Origin of the sequence: Bacteroides sp. 14(A) (assembly GCF_000526555.1) — a bacterium.
Classification (GTDB): domain Bacteria; phylum Bacteroidota; class Bacteroidia; order Bacteroidales; family Bacteroidaceae; genus Bacteroides; species Bacteroides cellulosilyticus.
In genome coordinates, this window is record NZ_JAGH01000001.1 from 361,923 (window position 1) to 379,771 (window position 17,849).

A 17,849-nucleotide genomic window follows, 5' to 3' on the forward strand; every position below is an offset into this window, starting at 1 on the left:
AAATGAAATTAATGAATAAATATATAAGGAAAAGTCTCGTTTTAGCAGTTATAGCTGCGGCGGGATTTGCAATGATTTCCTGTGAAGATGAACCTGATAAATATGAGGTGGCAGGCGGTGTTCCAACAGTTCGTTACATTCGTTCACCAAAGGCTTCTGCTTCTGATTCGCTGATTGTTGCTGCGACTACTGGCAGCTCTATTTGCCTTGTGGGTGATAATCTGCGCAGTATCTACGAATTGTATTTCAATGACAAAAAGGCTGTTCTCAACAATAGTTTTATGACCGATCATACAATGATTGTTGATGTACCACAAACTATTCCTACACTAGTATCTAACAAAATATATATGGTGACACAAAGCAAAGATACTGTAACTTATGACTTTGAAGTTACAGTGCCTGCTCCGACGCTTACCGCCATGTCTTGCGAATATGCTCCTGTAGGTAGCGAAGTGAGCATTATCGGTAACTATTTTGTGGATGATCCTAATGTGCCATTGTTGGTTACGTTGCCGGGTAATGTGGAAGTTAAAGATTTTACTAGCATCTCTCAGAGCTCTATCAGTTTTGTAATGCCCGAATGCTCGGAAGAAGGTACGATAGATGTTACAACAATCTATGGTACTACGACTTCCACGTTCCATTATCTTGATACCCGTGGAATGCTGTTTGATTTTGATGGTGTTACGGGGCTGGGAAATCATGGCTGGCATGCCCGAGATATAATTTCTGACGCTACATCTATTTCCGGTAAATTCGTTCAGCTGGGTGATGGTACTTCTGCTATGACAGAAGATGGTGCATGGGACGACACACACTTCGCGTTCGAATATTGGTGCGGTTCTTGGGATACTCCACAAAACGTGACTTCGGGTGATGGCATAGCGCTTCATAATTTAGTCGATTTTACTGATTATGTTGATATGTCGCTGAAATTTGAGATGTATGTTCCATCTACTAATCCGTGGAGTGCCGGAGCTATGCAGATTTGTTTCGAGGGTTATGATAAAGTTACTATTTCAGGATATGCCATTGAAGGTTACAACGGCACCATAGCCGGTCCCAATGCCAAAGCTTTCAATGGTGAAGATGGCTTGGGCGATTATGGTCGTGCCTTGTATCGTCCTTGGACCACAAACGGTTCTTTCGATACCGGTGACAGCTGGATAACAGTGACCATTCCATTGAAAAATTTTAATTATACCAGACAAGGAGCTATGGCGACAGAGGTTCCCAGTTCACCGGGAGATTTTGCCAGCCTGACATTCTTTGTTGTAGGCGGAGGAGTGAATGGTACAGAGTGTACGCCGATTATCAAGCTTGATAATATCCGTGCGGTTCCCAATAAATAACCTTTAAAGATACTATAGATATGAACAAGACATATAAACTTTCGGCACTTTGGATGATGTGCCTCATACTCTTGGGTTGCTTGTCATTTTCGGCCTGCGATGATGGAGATGAAGAAGATACTAACCAATATAAAGGTGGTATCAGTTTGAATGTGTTTGGTCCCAGTCCTGTAGCCCGTGGCGGTGAACTCCGCTTCCTGGGTAGCGGAATGGACAAGATACAATCTATATCTATTCCCGGATGCGGGGAGATTACTGATATAGAAGTAATCAGTGCGAATGAGATACGTGTAACCGTTCCTCAAACGGCTGAAGTGGGATATGTTACTCTGAAAACACCTACGGGAGAGATTACTACAAAGACTAAGATTACTTATACCGAGCCTATAGGCGTAGAGACGATTACACCTAATCCGGTGAAACCAGGCGAAGTACTTGTCATCAAGGGTGAATATCTGAATCTTATCAAAGAGGTAATCTTCTTTGAAGAGTTGCCAGTGGGTGAGGACGACTTCATAGCTCACTCACGCAAGGAAATCCAGGTGAAAGTTCCAATGGAAGCAAGAACCGGTGACGTGACTTTGGCCGATGCTTCTTCCGAGGATTCCGATGCTTTGCGTAATTTAATCCATGTGAAGGGACTTGTTGTTATTTTGCCTTCTGTAGAAGCACCGCTTGATCTGACAGCAAAGAAACCGGGTGATGAGATTGTAGTGAAGGGTAAAGACCTTGATTTGGTGAATATTGTGAAGATGCCGAATGGGGAAGAAGTGGAATTTGATTATGCCAAATCAGGGGAAGGTGAAGAAACTATCACATTTATATTACCAGAGAATGCAACGAATGGCGCTGTTGTGATGATTCCCGCTTCGGGTGTGGAAGTAGCTATTGCCAACATTGGCATGGCACTGCCCGAAAAAGTAGTAGCAACTCCGGCTAGCGGACTGCGTGGTGGTGACATGATTACATTGACGGGTATCAACATGGAACTGGTGACTACCGTTACATTCCCAGGTGTGGAAGAGGCTGTGGAACCTGCTGCGAAGAGTGCTACCGAGGTGGAAGTGGTGATGCCTGTCGCAGCTATCAGTGGTGAATTGTTATTGAATACGGCAAGTGGTACTTCTGTACCGGTGGCTATTACCACTCTAAAACCTGAATTCATAGCATTTGTCAATGATGCCGTTTCTTTGGGCGGTGATGTAACTATTCAGGGTAAAAATCTAGATTTAATAGCTAAGGTCGTTTATACCGGTGGAGCCGAAGTGGAAGTTACTCCAACCTCTACTACGGAGTTGACCATCGCTATGCCTACAATGGGTACTGAATCGGGTGTATTAACCTTGGTAATGAGCAATGGGGAGAGCGTTGAAACAACGATTCTTACTATCAATGCACCCGAATTTTGCTACATTCCTGTATTGCCGGGCGAAGATGAAGAACTGAAGGGTGGAGAGATATTTACCATTGCTGTGGAAAATGGCGACAAACTGACCGGTGTGGAAGTGGACGGAAAAGTTGTCCAGTTTATTATCAATGGCAATACACTTGTCATAGCTGTTCCGCAGACAGCCAATGCCAATACAAAGGTGAAGTTGATATCGGCCAATGGATCGATAGAATACGCCATCGCATTTGTTCCTGCCACCAACATCAAGAATGAAGTTTGGAAAGGTTTGGTCGACATAACTTGGAATGAGGGAGGCCGTGTCATCATCCCGGCTTCTGCCTTCAAGGATGTGCCTGCCGGTGCCCGCATGGTGTTGCATTATGCGCAGAAGGTAGACGATTGGGGACAGGCTCAAATCAATTATGGTGATTTCTCCGGCATCAACTTTACAGAGGGTGAATTTAAGGTTAATGGAATGTTAGTCCCTACCGATATTTATGGCTGGACATTTGCCAATCGTTCTACGCCTTTGGTGTTGACACAAGAAATATTGAATAACATTCAGGCCAAACAGAAAGAGTGCGAAGGCATCAACGATGCGGGTATTATTATCCAAGGGGACAAATTGACATTCAGTAGCGTGACGCTGGAATGGGAAATCTCGCTTGAACAGGATTTGAAAAACTGTGTAGTGAGACAGGATGATCAATCTGTTTTGATGCCTTTCCCAATTGCTGTGACTTGGGATGACGCAGGTCGTTTTCGTATTTTGATTGATAAGGAACCTTCCATTAAGGACATGAAACTTGTTGCAGGAAAATCTGCTATTCATTTTTATGTAAGCGGAACAGGTCAGTTCCAAATCAATGATGCGAACTGGACAGCACTCACAACGATTGCCGAATGGAGCGATGCATCTGCCCGTGTTATGGAATTACTGCTTACTCAAGAGATGGTTGATTGCCTGAAAGGCGTGAGAGGGGACGGTTGGAGTTCCACAGGGTTGCTGATTCAGGGAGATGGAATGACCATTAGTAAGATAACCATATTACCCTAATGTTTAAAGATTGAATATTATGAAAATGAATAAGATATGGGCTGCCCTGTTTGTGGCAACAGCCTTTGGATTTGTATCCTGCACTGATACTGATGCACAATATACCATTCCCGAAGTGGAGGCACCTGTACTGGTGTCCACCACTCCGGAGGCGAATGCTGCCAAGGTGAAGAGAGGCGAAATCACCATTGAGGTGAAGTATGACAAAAACGTGTTCTTTGCTACGGAAGACTTGAAGCAAATTTCGTTTACGGGTGGCACGCTGATTAGTGCTGATGTATATGGGTCCAGTAATGTACTGACACTGACTGTAGAAGTACCCACACGCGAAACTGTGTGTTCTCTCTCTATTCCCGAAGGTGTAGTGCTGGGGCCGAATAAGATGCCTGCTCCGGCTGTATCTCTTCAGTTTACTACCGTTGCTTTGGATAAATCGTTGGTAAATGCTTCTGCTACTCCTGCTGCACAGAAAGTTTATGCATACTTGTTAGAAAACTTTGAGAGCAAGACTATTTCGGCTATGATGGCCAATGTGAATTGGAATACGGAAAAGTCGGAACAGGTATATCAGTGGACAGGTAAGTATCCTGCTATCAATTGTTTTGACTATGTGCATCTGTATGCTTCTGGTGCAAACTGGATTAACTATAGTGATATTACTCCTGTGAAAGATTGGTGGAATGCCGGTGGTTTAGTGTCTGCTATGTGGCATTGGAATGTGCCGACAAAGGCACCTGATGTTTTCTCTGAGGGGCTATGGACGGGCGAACAGGCTATGCCCGGTGATTGGAGTGGAAATGTTCAGTTGACGGATGATGCAGCAAAAGCTGCTTTTGCTGAGGCACAAGTGGGGAATAAAGTAAGAGTAACTGTAAAAGATATAGCTGCGGGTGCACAAGGCTCTTTTAAAAATAGTAGCTGGCTTGAAATCGCTCCAGGTATGGATTATTTTGATATTACAGGTGACTTTGAATTGGAGATTACCGAAGCTGTTCTGACATCTCTGAAAGATGGTGGTTTGATTATCGGTGGTCACGACTATACGGTTACTGGCGTTTATTTGGAAGGTGGTTCGGCAAGTGATACTAAATATGCATTCTATAGGGAAGATACGGATTTTGATGCAGACAATGCTTTGACTGAGGGAACTTGGGAGAATAAAGTCTTTACTGAAGATTTGGCTAAAGTTGCGGCTAATTTAAAACTGTTGCAAGATGAAGGCATTCCTGTAATTTGGCGTCCATTCCATGAGGCTGCCGGTGGCTGGTTCTGGTGGGGTAAGAATGCCACAAGCTTCAAGAATATGTGGATTGCCATGTTCAACTACTTTAAGGCAGAAGGGTTGAATAACCTGATCTGGGTATGGACTACTGAAACCGGTGATGACGATTGGTATCCGGGTGATGCTTATGTGGATATTGTGGGACGTGATATTTATACGAAAGATGCAAGCACTTGTGCTTCAGATTATAGTTCTATAGTAGTAGCTTATGGCAATAAGATGGTTGCATTAAGCGAGTGTGGCACGGTAGGCAAGATTTCCGAGCAATGGGCAGCCGGTGCACGCTGGTCTTGGTTTATGCCTTGGTATGACGCGGAAGACGCGGAAACGCCACATGCTGATCAGGCTTGGTGGAAAGATGCTATGGAACAAAATTTCGTGATATCCCGTGAGGACTTACCTGACATGAAGTAGTTGGTTGATAGAGGACCATAATCAGGGATCGGAAGCGGCTTTATCACAAGCAGGTGAAGCCGCTTTTTTCCCTGATTGAATAAGGTTGGAAAGAGATAAAATAGTATCAATATGTCTGTAAATTATCTGCTATCTTCGCAGAACTAAAAGGATAGAAGCATGATAAACGTAATTATGAGAAACATTAGATTATTAACAATGACTTTGCTTATAGGAAGTCTTGTCTCGTGTGGACCGGTTCAGAAATCACAAAAGGAGGAAAGAAGTTCAGTACGTACCTCTGAAACTGAGAACCTGCTTGCCAATCTTAAAAAAGTATCATCCCGGGGCTTTATGTTCGGGCATCATGATGATACCAACTACGGTATAGGTTGGGAAGGCGACGAAGGACGTTCTGATGTGAAGAGCGTTTGTGGAGATTATCCCGCAGTTATAAGTTTCGACTTGGGACATATAGAACTGGGTGATACTATGAGTCTGGATAAAGTTCCGTTTACTAAAATAAGAAAGGAGATATTGAATCAGTATAAGAGGGGCGGAATGTCATCTTTAAGCTGGCATCTGCGCAATCCGCTGACGGGGGGAGACTCCTGGGATGTATCGGATACGACGGTGGTGAAATCTATCTTACCCGGTGGAGCCAATCATGAGAAGTTTACCGGTTGGGTAAGTAAAGTATCAGCTTTTATCAATTCTCTACAAACAGAAGAGGGGGTAAAGGTTCCGGTACTATTCCGTCCGTGGCACGAACATACAGGCAGTTGGTTCTGGTGGGGCGAAAAACTTTGTACTCCCGAAGAATACAAGGCGCTTTGGCATATGACGGTGGATATCCTTCGTAACGATGGTGTGGATAATGCACTTTATGCTTACTCGCCTGGTTCAGAACCTCAGGATACCGCACAATATCTGAAACGTTATCCCGGTGATGAACTTATTGATCTGATTGGCTTCGACACTTATCAATTCGAGCGTGATACGTATCTCGCCAATCTTGAAAAATCACTTGCCATTGTGGACAGCATCGGTAAAGCGCACAATAAAGTAATTGCCATTACCGAAACCGGATATGAAGGCATCCCTGATCCGAAGTGGTGGACGGAGACCCTGTTGCCGGGCATTGGAAATTATCCGATAGCTTACGTTCTGGTGTGGCGTAATGCCCGTGAGCGTATCACTCACTTTTATGCTCCCTATCCCGGACAGACCTCAGCAGAGGATTTCATGACATTCTATAATAATCCTAAGACACTTTTTGCGGCAGACATAAACTCTTTGTATAAATAAGAAAAAACAATCAATATGGAAACTTTTAATGAGAAGGTAACAAGACTCTTTCAGAAGCATGAGGCACTGATAACAAGAACGAACGAGCCGATAGAGGAAGGAAACGGCATATTTACGCGCTATAAATATCCTGTAGTGACGGCAGCGCACACACCGGTATTCTGGCGCTATGACCTGAATGAACAGACCAACCCTTATCTGATGGAGCGTATCGGCATGAATGCCGCACTCAACTCCGGTGCCATCAAGTGGAATGGCAAATACCTGATGGTGCTGCGCATGGAGGGGGCTGACCGTAAATCATTCTTTGCCGTGGCAGAGAGCCCCAACGGTGTGGATAACTTCCGTTTTTGGGATTATCCGGTCACTATGCCCGAGGATGTGATTCCGGCTACTAATATATATGATATGCGTCTTACAGCACACGAAGATGGTTGGATATACGGTATATTCTGTGCCGAACGCCATGATGATAATGCACCCGTGGGAGATCTATCTTCGGCTACGGCTACGGCAGGTATCGCCCGTACCAAGGATTTGAAGACATGGGAACGTTTGCCGGATCTGAAAACTAAGAGCCAGCAACGCAACGTAGTCCTTCATCCTGAATTTGTAGATGGTAAATACGCGCTCTATACCCGTCCGCAAGATGGGTTTATTGATGCCGGAAGTGGTGGAGGCATCGGCTGGGCATTGGTAGATGATATGACTCATGCCGAGGTAAAAGAAGAGAAGATCATAGACTACCGTTATTACCATACTATTAAAGAGGTGAAGAACGGTGAAGGACCTCACCCCATAAAGACTCCAAAAGGTTGGCTTCACCTGGCGCATGGGGTACGGGCCTGTGCTGCCGGACTGCGTTATGTGCTCTATATGTATATGACGGCTCTGGATGATCCTACGAAACTGATTGCTACTCCCGGTGGCTATTTCATGGCTCCCGAAGGAGAAGAACGGATTGGTGATGTGAGCAATGTACTCTTTACCAATGGCTGGATTGCCGATGAAGATGGTAAGGTATTCATCTACTATGCGTCTTCGGATACGCGGATGCATGTGGCTACCTCTACTGTAGATAAATTGGTAGATTATTGCATGAATACTCCGGTCGATGGTTTGTCTTCTTCCGCTTCCGTAGAGACTTTGAAGAAGCTTATCGACAAGAACCTGAAATTAAACATTAAATATTAGGTATGAAGCGCTATTTTTGTACTTTTATGCTCTTTTTTTAATACCTGATACTTAATACCTCATATTTCATACCTATGGCAACACTTAAAGAGAAAATTGGTTATGGCTTTGGTGATATGTCTTCCTCTATGTTCTGGAAGATATTCTCCTATTATCTGCCTATATTCTATTCTAATATATACGGGCTGAGCCTGGCGGACACAGGTGTCCTACTGTTAGTAACGCGCATTTGGGATGCGGTATCCGATCCGATGATGGGAATCATTGCCGACCGAACACATACGCGATGGGGAAAATACCGTCCTTATCTGCTGTGGATTTCTCTTCCGTTTGCTGTTTGCGGTATATTGATGTTTACCACGCCCGATTTTGGACCTACGGGGAAACTCGTCTGGGCCTACGTTACTTACATTCTGATGATGACGGTTTATACAGCTATCAATGTTCCTTATGGGGCTATGCTGGGAGTGATGACGGACGATTCGGATACGAAAACCGTGTTCTCTTCTTACCGGATGTTTTTTGCCTATGGTGGTAGTTTTATAGCCTTGTTTGCTTGGGAACCGCTTTGTACATGGTTCAGGGAGATGACTGGTTCAGTGACCGTCAGTTGGCAATATTCCATGATTGTGATTGCTGCATTGTGCTTTGTTGTGTTCTTGCTTTGCTTCAGTATGACGAGGGAATATGTAAAGAGTGTCTCTACAGTTTCTATCGGGAAGGACTTCAAGTCGTTGTTGTCCAATGTTCCCTGGTGGTTGCTGATAGGTGCGGCATTGTGTTCTAACTTGTTTAATACGGTGCGTGGTGCTACGGCTGCTTATTTCTTTAAAGATTATATAGGTGACAGTATCTTTTTAAACTTGGGTGACTTCACGATTTTGTTCTATGCGGGGTTATTCCTCGGAGTGGGTGAAGTTTCTAATATGATAGGGGTAGTACTGGCTGTTCCCCTTTCGCGTGGGTTGGGTAAGAAGTCTACCTATATTTTCACGATGGCGGCATTGGCGGTATTGAGTATCCTGTTCTTTTACCTGCCTTGCACACCGTTTGGTTTCTGGTTGATGCTGATAATGCAAATCATTATATCTATTTGTACGGGTATCGTTTCACCATTGATATGGAGTATGTATGCCGATGTTTCGGACTATGCCGAACTGAAGGACGGAACGGCTTCGACAGGACTTATATTCTCATCTTCATCTATGGCACAGAAGTTTGGCGGTGCGTTTGGCGGTGCGGCTGTGATGTGGATACTGGCGTCATTCGGCTACAATACGGCGGAAGGTGCCGTGCAGACAGCGGAAGCATTGACGGGACTGAACCTGCTAATGAGCTGGATACCTGCCGCTGTGGCTGTGGTGGCAATGATAGTCGTGTACTTCTATCCGTTGACAAAGAAGCGTGTGGAGGAAATTAACAAAGGACTGAAGAAAGTGCGAGCATCAGACTGAGGATTATACGATACGTATTTACCGATCCGCCAAATACGTATGCAGCGATCTGCCAAATACGTATGTGGTGGTCCACCAAATACCTATGTGTCGGTCTGCAAAATACTTGGAGTATAAGCTAACTAAAAAACTCATTGGCGAAATTCATTCATACCGGGAAAGAAAAGAACAAAAGTGATTAGTGTTTGGTGATAAGTGATTGGCGCCATTCGGTATATTATTTTTTAGACGCGGATGACACGGATAACGCGGATTTAAAAGGCTGCGCTATAAAAGTGGATAAAAAAAGATCCGCGTTATCCGTGTCATCCGCGTCTAAAAGATTATTTATCATTTAACTCATAACCCTACAGAAATGAATCCCGCCAGAAGTTAAACTAAAAACAAAATCTTATGAACATCACGAATCTGCGAAAAGAGATGGAAGAAGAGTTAGTAGGCAACATTCTTCCTTTTTGGCTGAACAAGATGACAGACAAGGCGAACGGTGGCTTTTATGGCCGTATCTCGGGAACCGGAATCTTGATGCCGGAAACAGAAAAAGGTGCTGTATTGAATGCCCGTATTCTCTGGACTTTCTCGGCAGCTTACCGTTTGCTGAAGAAAGAAGAATACCTGTCTGCGGCAATGCGTGCCAAACGCTATGTGATAGATCATTTCTATGACAGGGAGTTCGGCGGCATTTACTGGTCGCTCGATTATAAAGGTCACCCATTGGATACAAAGAAACAAATCTATGCTATCGGCTTTGCCATCTATGGTCTGAGCGAATATCATCGTGCCACGGGTGATACCGAGGCTTTGGAATATGCCGTTCGTCTGTTTGAGGATATCGAGAAGTATAGCTTTGATTCTGTGAAGAATGGCTATTGCGAGGCTCTTACCCGAGAATGGGGAGAGATTGCCGATATGCGTCTTAGCGATAAAGACGAGAACGAACGTAAGACAATGAACACCCATTTGCATATCTTGGAGCCCTATACCAATTTGTACCGTGTATGGAAAGATGAGCGCCTCAAGAGGCAACTTCGCAATTTGATAGAATTATTCACGGATAAGATTCTTAATCCTAAGACAGGACATCTGGAATTGTTTTTCGATGACAATTGGCGGAGTAAGTATCGCATTGTTTCTTACGGACATGATATAGAAGCTTCCTGGCTGATACATGAAGCCGCTTTGATTCTGGATGATAAAACTTTACTGGAAAAGGTAGAACCTTTAGTTGAGTTTATTGCCGCCGCAGCTGATGAAGGACTGACACCTGACGGTGCCATGATTTATGAAACTTTTCTGGGTAAGCAGAAGACTGATACCGACCGTCATTGGTGGGTACAGGCAGAAAATGTGGTGGGACATGTCAATCTTTACCAATATTTTGAAGATGAAGTAGCATTGCAGAAAGCATTCCGTTGCTGGGACTTCATCAAGAAGCATTTGGTGGATTACGGGAATGGTGAGTGGCATTGGAGTGTGCGTGCTGATGGCATGGTGAATATTGAAGATGACAAGGCCGGATTTTGGAAATGCCCGTATCATAACGGACGTATGTGTATGGAGATAATGGAACGTTTTTCATAAAATGGTTTAGAGGTTAGAATGAGAAGATCGATTGGATTTTGTGTTGTGTTGTGGATAGGGATTGCGTTACAAGCGCAGTCCCTTTATCCTGATTTCAGTAAGATGAATTTCGGCTGTGATGGAAATAGCATCACGGCGGGTGAACAATGGTCGAAGACGGTGGTCGATCTGCTTGGATTTGCCACCCATCATAATGTAGCGGTAGGTTCTGCAACCTGGGCCTGTCATTCCGATACACAGGATTATGGAAGTACAGGTTTTGCAGGGATATCCGGTGGTTGGCGTCCCACAGAAGACAGCCATGAATTGCAGATGCGGCATAATAATGTTTCTAAGGTTCACATCCAGAAATTCATTGCTGAAGTGGAAAACGGACAATATCCCGTTCCTGATGTCTTTGTCTTCTCTATGGGGACAAATGACAAGAACCTTGGTTCTGCCGAAGAGTCCTTGAAAGGTAAGACTCTTGCTGAAGTGGACGTTACCACTATGGCAGGTGGTGCCCGTTGGGCTATACAGACCATTCTGGAACATTATCCCAAATGTCGTGTTTTTGTTTGTACCCCTATTCAGACCGGTGATGTAACCCGCAATGAACGTAATCTGGAGAAGATTGCCATTCTGCGTGAAATCTGCCGTGCTCTTTCTGTACAACTGATAGATTGTTACTCCAATAGTGGTATAACCGAGAAATTCGAACAGCCTTCGGGCAGGGGACGCTATCTGCGCGATGGCTTACATCCCGATAAAGAAGGGCAGGAGTTGATGGGGCGTTATATTGCGAAAGAAATACGGAATAATTTCTTTTAGGTGCAGGTTGATTTCTTTCTGTAGGGTTATGAATTAAATGATAAATAATCTTTTAGACGCGGATGACACGGATGACGCGGATCTTTTTTTTATTCACTTTTATAGCGCAGCCTTTTAAATCCGCGTTATCCGTGTCATCCGCGTCTAAAAAATAATATGCTGAATGGCGCTAATCACTTACCACCAAACACTTATCACTTTTATTCCTTTCTTTCCCATTATGAATTAATTCCGCCAACAGGTGATATAGAGAATCTTTTCAAGACGCCTTCTTAAGCAACTTTTCGTCAAGCAACCGGAGTGCTTCCGCCTTGTCCGTTACTTTGACCACCAGCGACACATCATTCTCATCACTTCCGTAAGAAATCATCTTCAGCGGAATATTCCTCAATGCATCCATAATCCGTGCTTCGGTTTCGATGCACGATGATTTCATGTTTCCTACCACAGAAATGATACTCATCTTATCTTCCACCCATATCCGGGCATACTTGTTCAGTTCCCGCAGGATGAGAGAAAGAAAGTTCCTGTCATCTGTGGCTACGGATATGTTATCGTTGGATGAAGTCAGCAGACAGGGCATCGTCTTATATTTGGCGAAGATATCGAAAATCTTGCTGATGAACATATAAGGCCGGAGTGTATGGTTCGATTCGAACCGGATGTATGTGATAGAATCTTTGGTAGCGACTGCCTTTACCATGTTTCCGTTCAATCTGTTGGCGGATATATAAGTCCCTTCTGATGTCGGATTCATCGGGTTGAGCAGACGGATGGGAATATTCTCTTTCCATGCTGTAGCCAGACAAAGCGGGTGCAGGATTTGGGGATTAAAGTAGATGAGCCGTTCAGCTTCACTGAAACTCAGGTTTCTTATGGTGTCGGCATCTTTCACTACCAGTGTATCATTGCTGTGTATATCGACATCTGTCCATATCCGTATTTCCTCTGCCTGTATAGCTGTCCCTATTAGGGCAGCGGTGTAGTCACTTCCACCTTGTTTCAGGTAATCGGTCTCACCAAAGGCATTCCTGCAAATGCTTCCCTGTGTGAGAAACAGATGTGTATTGGGGTATGCTTTACATATCTCTTTCACCTTTTGGCTGATATATTCCTCATCCGCTTCCCCGTTCATACCGGTGCGTATGAAGTCGAAAGCACAAATCACGCTGTTGTCCATTCCCTGCTCCTGTAAGTAGAATCCCAGCAAGGTGGATGTCAGTAACTCTCCTTGTGCCAGAATTTCCTTTTCATCGGTAGAGTAGAAAGGTTCCATACTGTATTTCCATATTGCCTGGAAACAGTCGAGAATGCCCCGGATGGCTTCGTGCTTGATAGTGTCGTTCGTAAGTAGTTCATTGGCAAAGTCAATGAACTGGAATTCCAGTCGGGTTATTTTGTCGTGTGCTTCCTCTATGTTTCGGTTGAAGAAGCTGGCAGCTACCTCGCCCAAATGTTTGGTAACATCTTTGGGAGCGGATAGTACGACTATTTTAGACGTATTGTCTTGAATCAGTTTTGCCACATGTTGCATACCTCTTACGGATGCGGTTGCATTTCCATCGAATTTGTAGATTCTCATATTCTTCTTTTTTTTAGTTATTAATCAAATCTTTTTGTGAAGCTCCCTTGCCATTTCAGAATGATTTTATCAAAATGGAAGGGAAACTCCCCGCTGCCTGTTTGCTCTTTTCTGCTCTTATCTCCTTGTACGAATGGAGTTAAGCTCTAAAATCAGTTTCGGGGTTTTCAAGCTTTCTACTATAAAAGTTCAAAAGATGTGCCGTTCGTATTAGGGAAAAGCTTTATATTTGCACACCCTGTTTTTAGCATTTATCAGTTTAAAACTTATCCGAAAAATATGAGCAAGATTTTAATCGTTGATGACGAGGTGCAAATCCGTACCCTGCTGGCACGGATGATGGAGTTGGAGGGATATGAAGTATGTCAGGCTGGTGATTGCAGGGCTGCCCTGAAACAGTTGGAACTGCAAAGTCCCGATGTCGCTTTGTGTGATGTTTTTCTGCCCGATGGAAATGGGGTAGACTTGGTGTTGGCTATCAAGAAAGCTGCACCCAATGTGGAAGTTATTCTCTTGACAGCTCATGGCAATATTCCCGATGGCGTACAAGCCATCAAGAACGGAGCTTTCGACTATATCACCAAAGGAGATGACAATAACAAGATTATTCCCCTTATCAGTCGTGCGGTAGAGAAAGCCGCAATGAATGCCCGTCTTGAAAAGCTTGAGAAGAAGGTAGGGCAGGCGTACTCTTTTGATTCTATCCTGGGAGAGTCCAAATCTTTGAAAGATGCTGTTTTATTGGCGCAGAAAGTGTCGGTGACTGATGTACCTGTATTGCTGACCGGAGAAACGGGAACAGGCAAGGAAGTGTTTGCGCAGGCCATCCATTATAGCAGCAAGCGTGCACGGCAGAATTTTGTGGCTGTAAACTGTTCTTCGTTTAGCAAGGAGTTGTTGGAAAGTGAGATGTTTGGTCACAAAGCAGGTTCCTTTACAGGGGCGTTGAAAGATAAGAAAGGACTTTTTGAGGAAGCGAACAATGGAACGATCTTCCTGGATGAAATAGGTGAAATGGCCTTTGAATTGCAAGCCAAACTATTGCGGATACTCGAAACGGGAGAATATATAAAGATAGGAGACACCAAGCCGACACGCGTCAATGTGCGTATCATAGCCGCAACGAATCGTAATTTGCCGGAAGAAATAGCCAAAGGACGTTTCCGGGAAGACCTATTTTATCGTCTTTCTGTATTCCAGGTGCATCTGCCGCCATTGCGTGAGCGCGCAGGAGATATCCGTCTGTTGGCAAAGGCTTTCGTGAAGAACTTTTCCGCACAACTTTCCCGCCCGGTAACTGAAATAACCCCTGACTTCCTCGCTACTTTGGAGTTACAACCGTGGAAAGGAAATATCCGCGAACTCCGTAATGTGATAGAACGCAGTCTTATTGTTTGCGAAGGCGAACAGCTGACTATTGCCGATCTGCCACTTGACATCCAGAATGCCCACTACGAACAGTCGGATGAAGAGACGCCTGGCAGCTTCGAACTTTCGGCTATGGAGCGTCGTCACATTGCGCGCGTATTGGAGTACACGAAGGGGAATAAGACGGAGGCCGCCCGTTTACTGAAAATTGGTTTGACTACGCTGTACAGGAAGATTGAGGAGTATAGGATATAGCTTGTATTCACAATCAGATCTGATATGACAATAAGATACCAAAATGGGAAGTTTTGCTGCTATATGTTGAACATTCATCGTTATTAATAACAAGCGTTCCTGCTGGAAAGCTGCTTCTGGAAGAATATAACATTAGTTTATAAGGATTATATCATCTATTGGCAGCCCACAGATGATCTATTCAGCCCATATATATCATCTGTTTTAATCAAACAGATCATCAATTTCACTCAAATGGATGATGTGATTCGCAAAAGGGCTACACCTTTTGCTTCATAAGGCTACACCATCATCACTAAAAGGTTACACCATCTTCCAAAAAGGGTGTAGCCTTGTCAAAAAGCGGTCGATATTTCTCTATTTCAAAGAAGATAAGCAACGGAATCTAATAATCGATTTTGTGGGAATATATTATATATGCAATTAATAAGAACTAAATATGACGAAATCGGTTTCTAAAATATACTTTCTTTCTCGGTTTTAAGTCATATTGGATTTTTCTAACAGGAAATACTTGCGTTTTTTTGCAGCACAACAAGTATTGGTGCGAAAGAAAGAAATCTCAGATATCACGATTTACATTTTGACATTTTGATTAAGTTGCACAAAGTCCGATAGAAAAGTTCGACGCATGCAACGGGGGTATTGGGTAATCCGGAATCAGACAGAAATCGCCCAATAGTATTGTTTCTTTTCCTTATTCTTTCCCTCAATTCTTTTCAAAATAGATAATACCTTTTCATTTTGAAAGGGTGCTCTTTAAGGGAGTATCCTGATTCGCTTGTTGCATAAGGCTGTTTATTAGACGCTTATGAGTTTGTCCATCCTTCTGGCACGCTATTGGCACATAACCTTCCGATAAAATAAATAGTATTAATTCAATAAAGGTAAAAAACATGGGACTAACGATTTCATTTATTTTCTGCCTGCTGAGTGGCTTGTTCGCTTTCTGGCTGTTTTGGAAATGTGTGGACTGGTTTGAAAAGATTTAAGAAGGAGAGAGAATTATGTATACAGCATTATTTGTATTGGGTATTGCGGTTTTCGGGTATTTGATTTATGTACTTGTGAGACCGGAGAAGTTTTAAAGTAGAAAGAAAATGAACACAGAAATTTTAGGCGTAGCGTTGCAAGTTATCCTGATGGTGGTATTGGCTTATCCATTAGGAAAGTATATTGCAAAAGTCTATAAAGGACAAAAAACATGGTCGGACTTCATGAAGCCGGTCGAGAGATTGATATTCAAAGTTTCCGGTATCAAGCCACAGGAGGAGATGAACTGGAAACAGTTCTTGAAAGCATTGTTGATATTGAATGCTTTCTGGTTTGTGTGGGGCATGGTACTGCTGGTTACTCAACACTGGCTGCCTCTGAACCCTGACGGTAACGGGCCGCAGAGTCCGGACCAGGCATTCAATACCTGCATCAGTTTTATGGTGAACTGTAACTTACAGCATTATTCCGGTGAAAGCGGATTGACTTACTTTACGCAATTGTTCGTCATCATGCTGTTCCAGTTTATTACGGCGGCAACGGGTATGGCGGCTATGGCAGGTATCATGAAGTCCATCAGTGCAAAGACAACGAAGACAATAGGTAACTTCTGGAACTTCCTTGTATTGAGCAGTACACGTATCCTGTTGCCTCTTTCCTTGATTGTGGGCTTTATCCTGATTCTTCAGGGCACTCCAATGGGATTCGATGGCAAGATGGAGGTGACCACGCTGGAAGGACAGGAACAACTGGTTTCGCAGGGACCTGCGGCAGCCATTGTGCCTATTAAACAATTGGGTACCAATGGTGGCGGTTATTTCGGTGTAAACTCTTCGCATCCGTTGGAGAATCCTACGTATCTGTCCAATATGGTGGAATGTTGGTCTATCCTGATCATACCGATGGCAATGGTTTTCGCACTCGGTTTCTACTCTAACCGTAAGAAACTGGCTTTTAGTATATTCGGTGTGATGCTCTTTGCCTATCTGGCGGGTGTCGGCATCAATGTCTATCAGGAGATGAACGGTAATCCGCGCATTGACGACTTGGGCATTGCACAGGATGGCGGAGCGATGGAGGGAAAAGAGGTACGGCTTGGTTCTGCTGCAACAGCCTTATGGAGCATTACGACCACCGTCACTTCCAATGGTTCGGTGAATGGTATGCACGACTCTACGATGCCGCTCAGTGGTATGATGGAGATGCTGAATATGCAGATTAATACCTGGTTCGGTGGTGTCGGGGTAGGTTGGATGAACTACTATACATTTATAATTATAGCCGTGTTTATCAGCGGACTGATGGTAGGACGTACACCGGAATTCCTCGGAAAGAAGGTGGAGGCACGCGAAATGAAGATTGCGACCGTTGTGGCATTACTTCATCCGTTTGTGATCCTGGTAGGAACGGCTCTGTCTACGTATCTGTTTGCCCATCATCCCGATTTCGTGGCGAGTGAGGGCGGATGGCTGAATAATCCGGGTTTCCACGGGCTGAGTGAGCAATTATATGAGTTTACTTCGTGTGCAGCTAATAATGGGTCCGGTTTCGAGGGACTGGGAGATAATACTTATTTCTGGAATTATTCGTGTGGTTGGGTACTTATTCTGAGCCGTTTTATCCCGATTGTAGGGCAGGTGGCCATTGCCGGTTTGCTGGCGCAGAAGAAATTTATCCCGGAAAGTGCCGGTACACTGAAGACGGATACGGTGACATTTGCAGTGATGACTTTTGCGGTTATCTTCATTGTGGCTGCCCTGTCATTCTTCCCGGTGCATGCGTTGAGTACGATTGCCGAACATTTTAGTTTGTAATTCATAATTAGTA

At 44.1% G+C, this 17,849-nt stretch carries 12 protein-coding genes; 11 read left to right on the top strand and 1 reads right to left on the bottom strand.

Features of this window, described 5'->3' with window-relative positions:
* Nucleotides 1-2: 2 nt before the first annotated feature.
* The 8 genes from K429_RS0101275 (at nucleotide 3) to K429_RS0101310 (ending at nucleotide 11,824) form a co-directional block, all read left to right on the top strand.
* Nucleotides 3-1,355, top strand: a complete 1,353-nt coding sequence (locus K429_RS0101275; protein ID WP_025725789.1) for a glycan-binding surface protein — start codon at nucleotides 3-5, stop codon at nucleotides 1,353-1,355.
* 20 nt (nucleotides 1,356-1,375) lie between these two features.
* Complete coding sequence (locus tag K429_RS0101280; RefSeq protein WP_025725790.1) at nucleotides 1,376-3,802, top strand: hypothetical protein; 2,427 nt, start codon at nucleotides 1,376-1,378, stop codon at nucleotides 3,800-3,802.
* A 19-nt stretch (nucleotides 3,803-3,821) separates the two neighbouring features.
* Nucleotides 3,822-5,498 (top strand): glycosyl hydrolase, encoded by a 1,677-nt coding sequence (locus K429_RS0101285; protein ID WP_155923368.1) that lies wholly within the window; start codon nucleotides 3,822-3,824, stop codon nucleotides 5,496-5,498.
* A gap of 174 nt (nucleotides 5,499-5,672) precedes the next feature.
* On the top strand, nucleotides 5,673-6,785 hold the full coding sequence (locus K429_RS0101290) for a glycoside hydrolase family 26 protein (RefSeq protein WP_025725792.1): 1,113 nt from the start codon (nucleotides 5,673-5,675) through the stop codon (nucleotides 6,783-6,785).
* Nucleotides 6,786-6,800: 15 nt separating this feature from the next.
* The gene (locus K429_RS0101295) at nucleotides 6,801-7,979 is read left to right on the top strand and encodes a glycoside hydrolase family 130 protein (protein WP_007211744.1); all 1,179 of its coding nucleotides are present in this window, start codon (nucleotides 6,801-6,803) and stop codon (nucleotides 7,977-7,979) included.
* Between the two features lie 74 nt (nucleotides 7,980-8,053).
* Complete coding sequence (locus K429_RS0101300; protein ID WP_007211743.1) at nucleotides 8,054-9,433, top strand: MFS transporter; 1,380 nt, start codon at nucleotides 8,054-8,056, stop codon at nucleotides 9,431-9,433.
* Between the two features lie 393 nt (nucleotides 9,434-9,826).
* Entirely contained in the window at nucleotides 9,827-11,014 is a 1,188-nt protein-coding gene (locus tag K429_RS0101305) for an AGE family epimerase/isomerase (RefSeq protein ID WP_025725793.1), read from the top strand.
* An 18-nt stretch (nucleotides 11,015-11,032) separates the two neighbouring features.
* Complete coding sequence (locus tag K429_RS0101310) at nucleotides 11,033-11,824, top strand: GDSL-type esterase/lipase family protein (RefSeq protein ID WP_025725794.1); 792 nt, start codon at nucleotides 11,033-11,035, stop codon at nucleotides 11,822-11,824.
* A gap of 259 nt (nucleotides 11,825-12,083) precedes the next feature.
* Here the strand turns inward: K429_RS0101310 and K429_RS0101315 are convergent, their stop codons facing one another.
* Nucleotides 12,084-13,406 carry an aspartate kinase gene (locus tag K429_RS0101315; RefSeq protein WP_025725795.1) on the bottom strand — a complete coding sequence of 441 codons (1,323 nt, stop codon included), beginning with the start codon at nucleotides 13,404-13,406 and terminating at the stop codon, nucleotides 12,084-12,086.
* A 279-nt stretch (nucleotides 13,407-13,685) separates the two neighbouring features.
* On the opposite strand from K429_RS0101315, the gene K429_RS0101320 reads away from it, so the two are divergent.
* The 3 genes from K429_RS0101320 to kdpA all read left to right on the top strand — a co-directional run bounded on the left by K429_RS0101320 (nucleotide 13,686) and on the right by kdpA (nucleotide 17,836).
* A complete protein-coding gene (locus K429_RS0101320) occupies nucleotides 13,686-15,029 on the top strand; it encodes a sigma-54 dependent transcriptional regulator (protein ID WP_025725796.1) in 1,344 nt (447 codons plus the stop codon).
* A gap of 1,007 nt (nucleotides 15,030-16,036) precedes the next feature.
* On the top strand, nucleotides 16,037-16,117 hold the full coding sequence (kdpF, locus tag K429_RS31245) for a K(+)-transporting ATPase subunit F (RefSeq protein WP_081450799.1): 81 nt from the start codon (nucleotides 16,037-16,039) through the stop codon (nucleotides 16,115-16,117).
* A gap of 12 nt (nucleotides 16,118-16,129) precedes the next feature.
* On the top strand, nucleotides 16,130-17,836 hold the full coding sequence (gene kdpA, locus K429_RS0101335) for a potassium-transporting ATPase subunit KdpA (RefSeq protein ID WP_025725797.1): 1,707 nt from the start codon (nucleotides 16,130-16,132) through the stop codon (nucleotides 17,834-17,836).
* The last annotated feature ends 13 nt before the right edge of the window (nucleotides 17,837-17,849 follow it).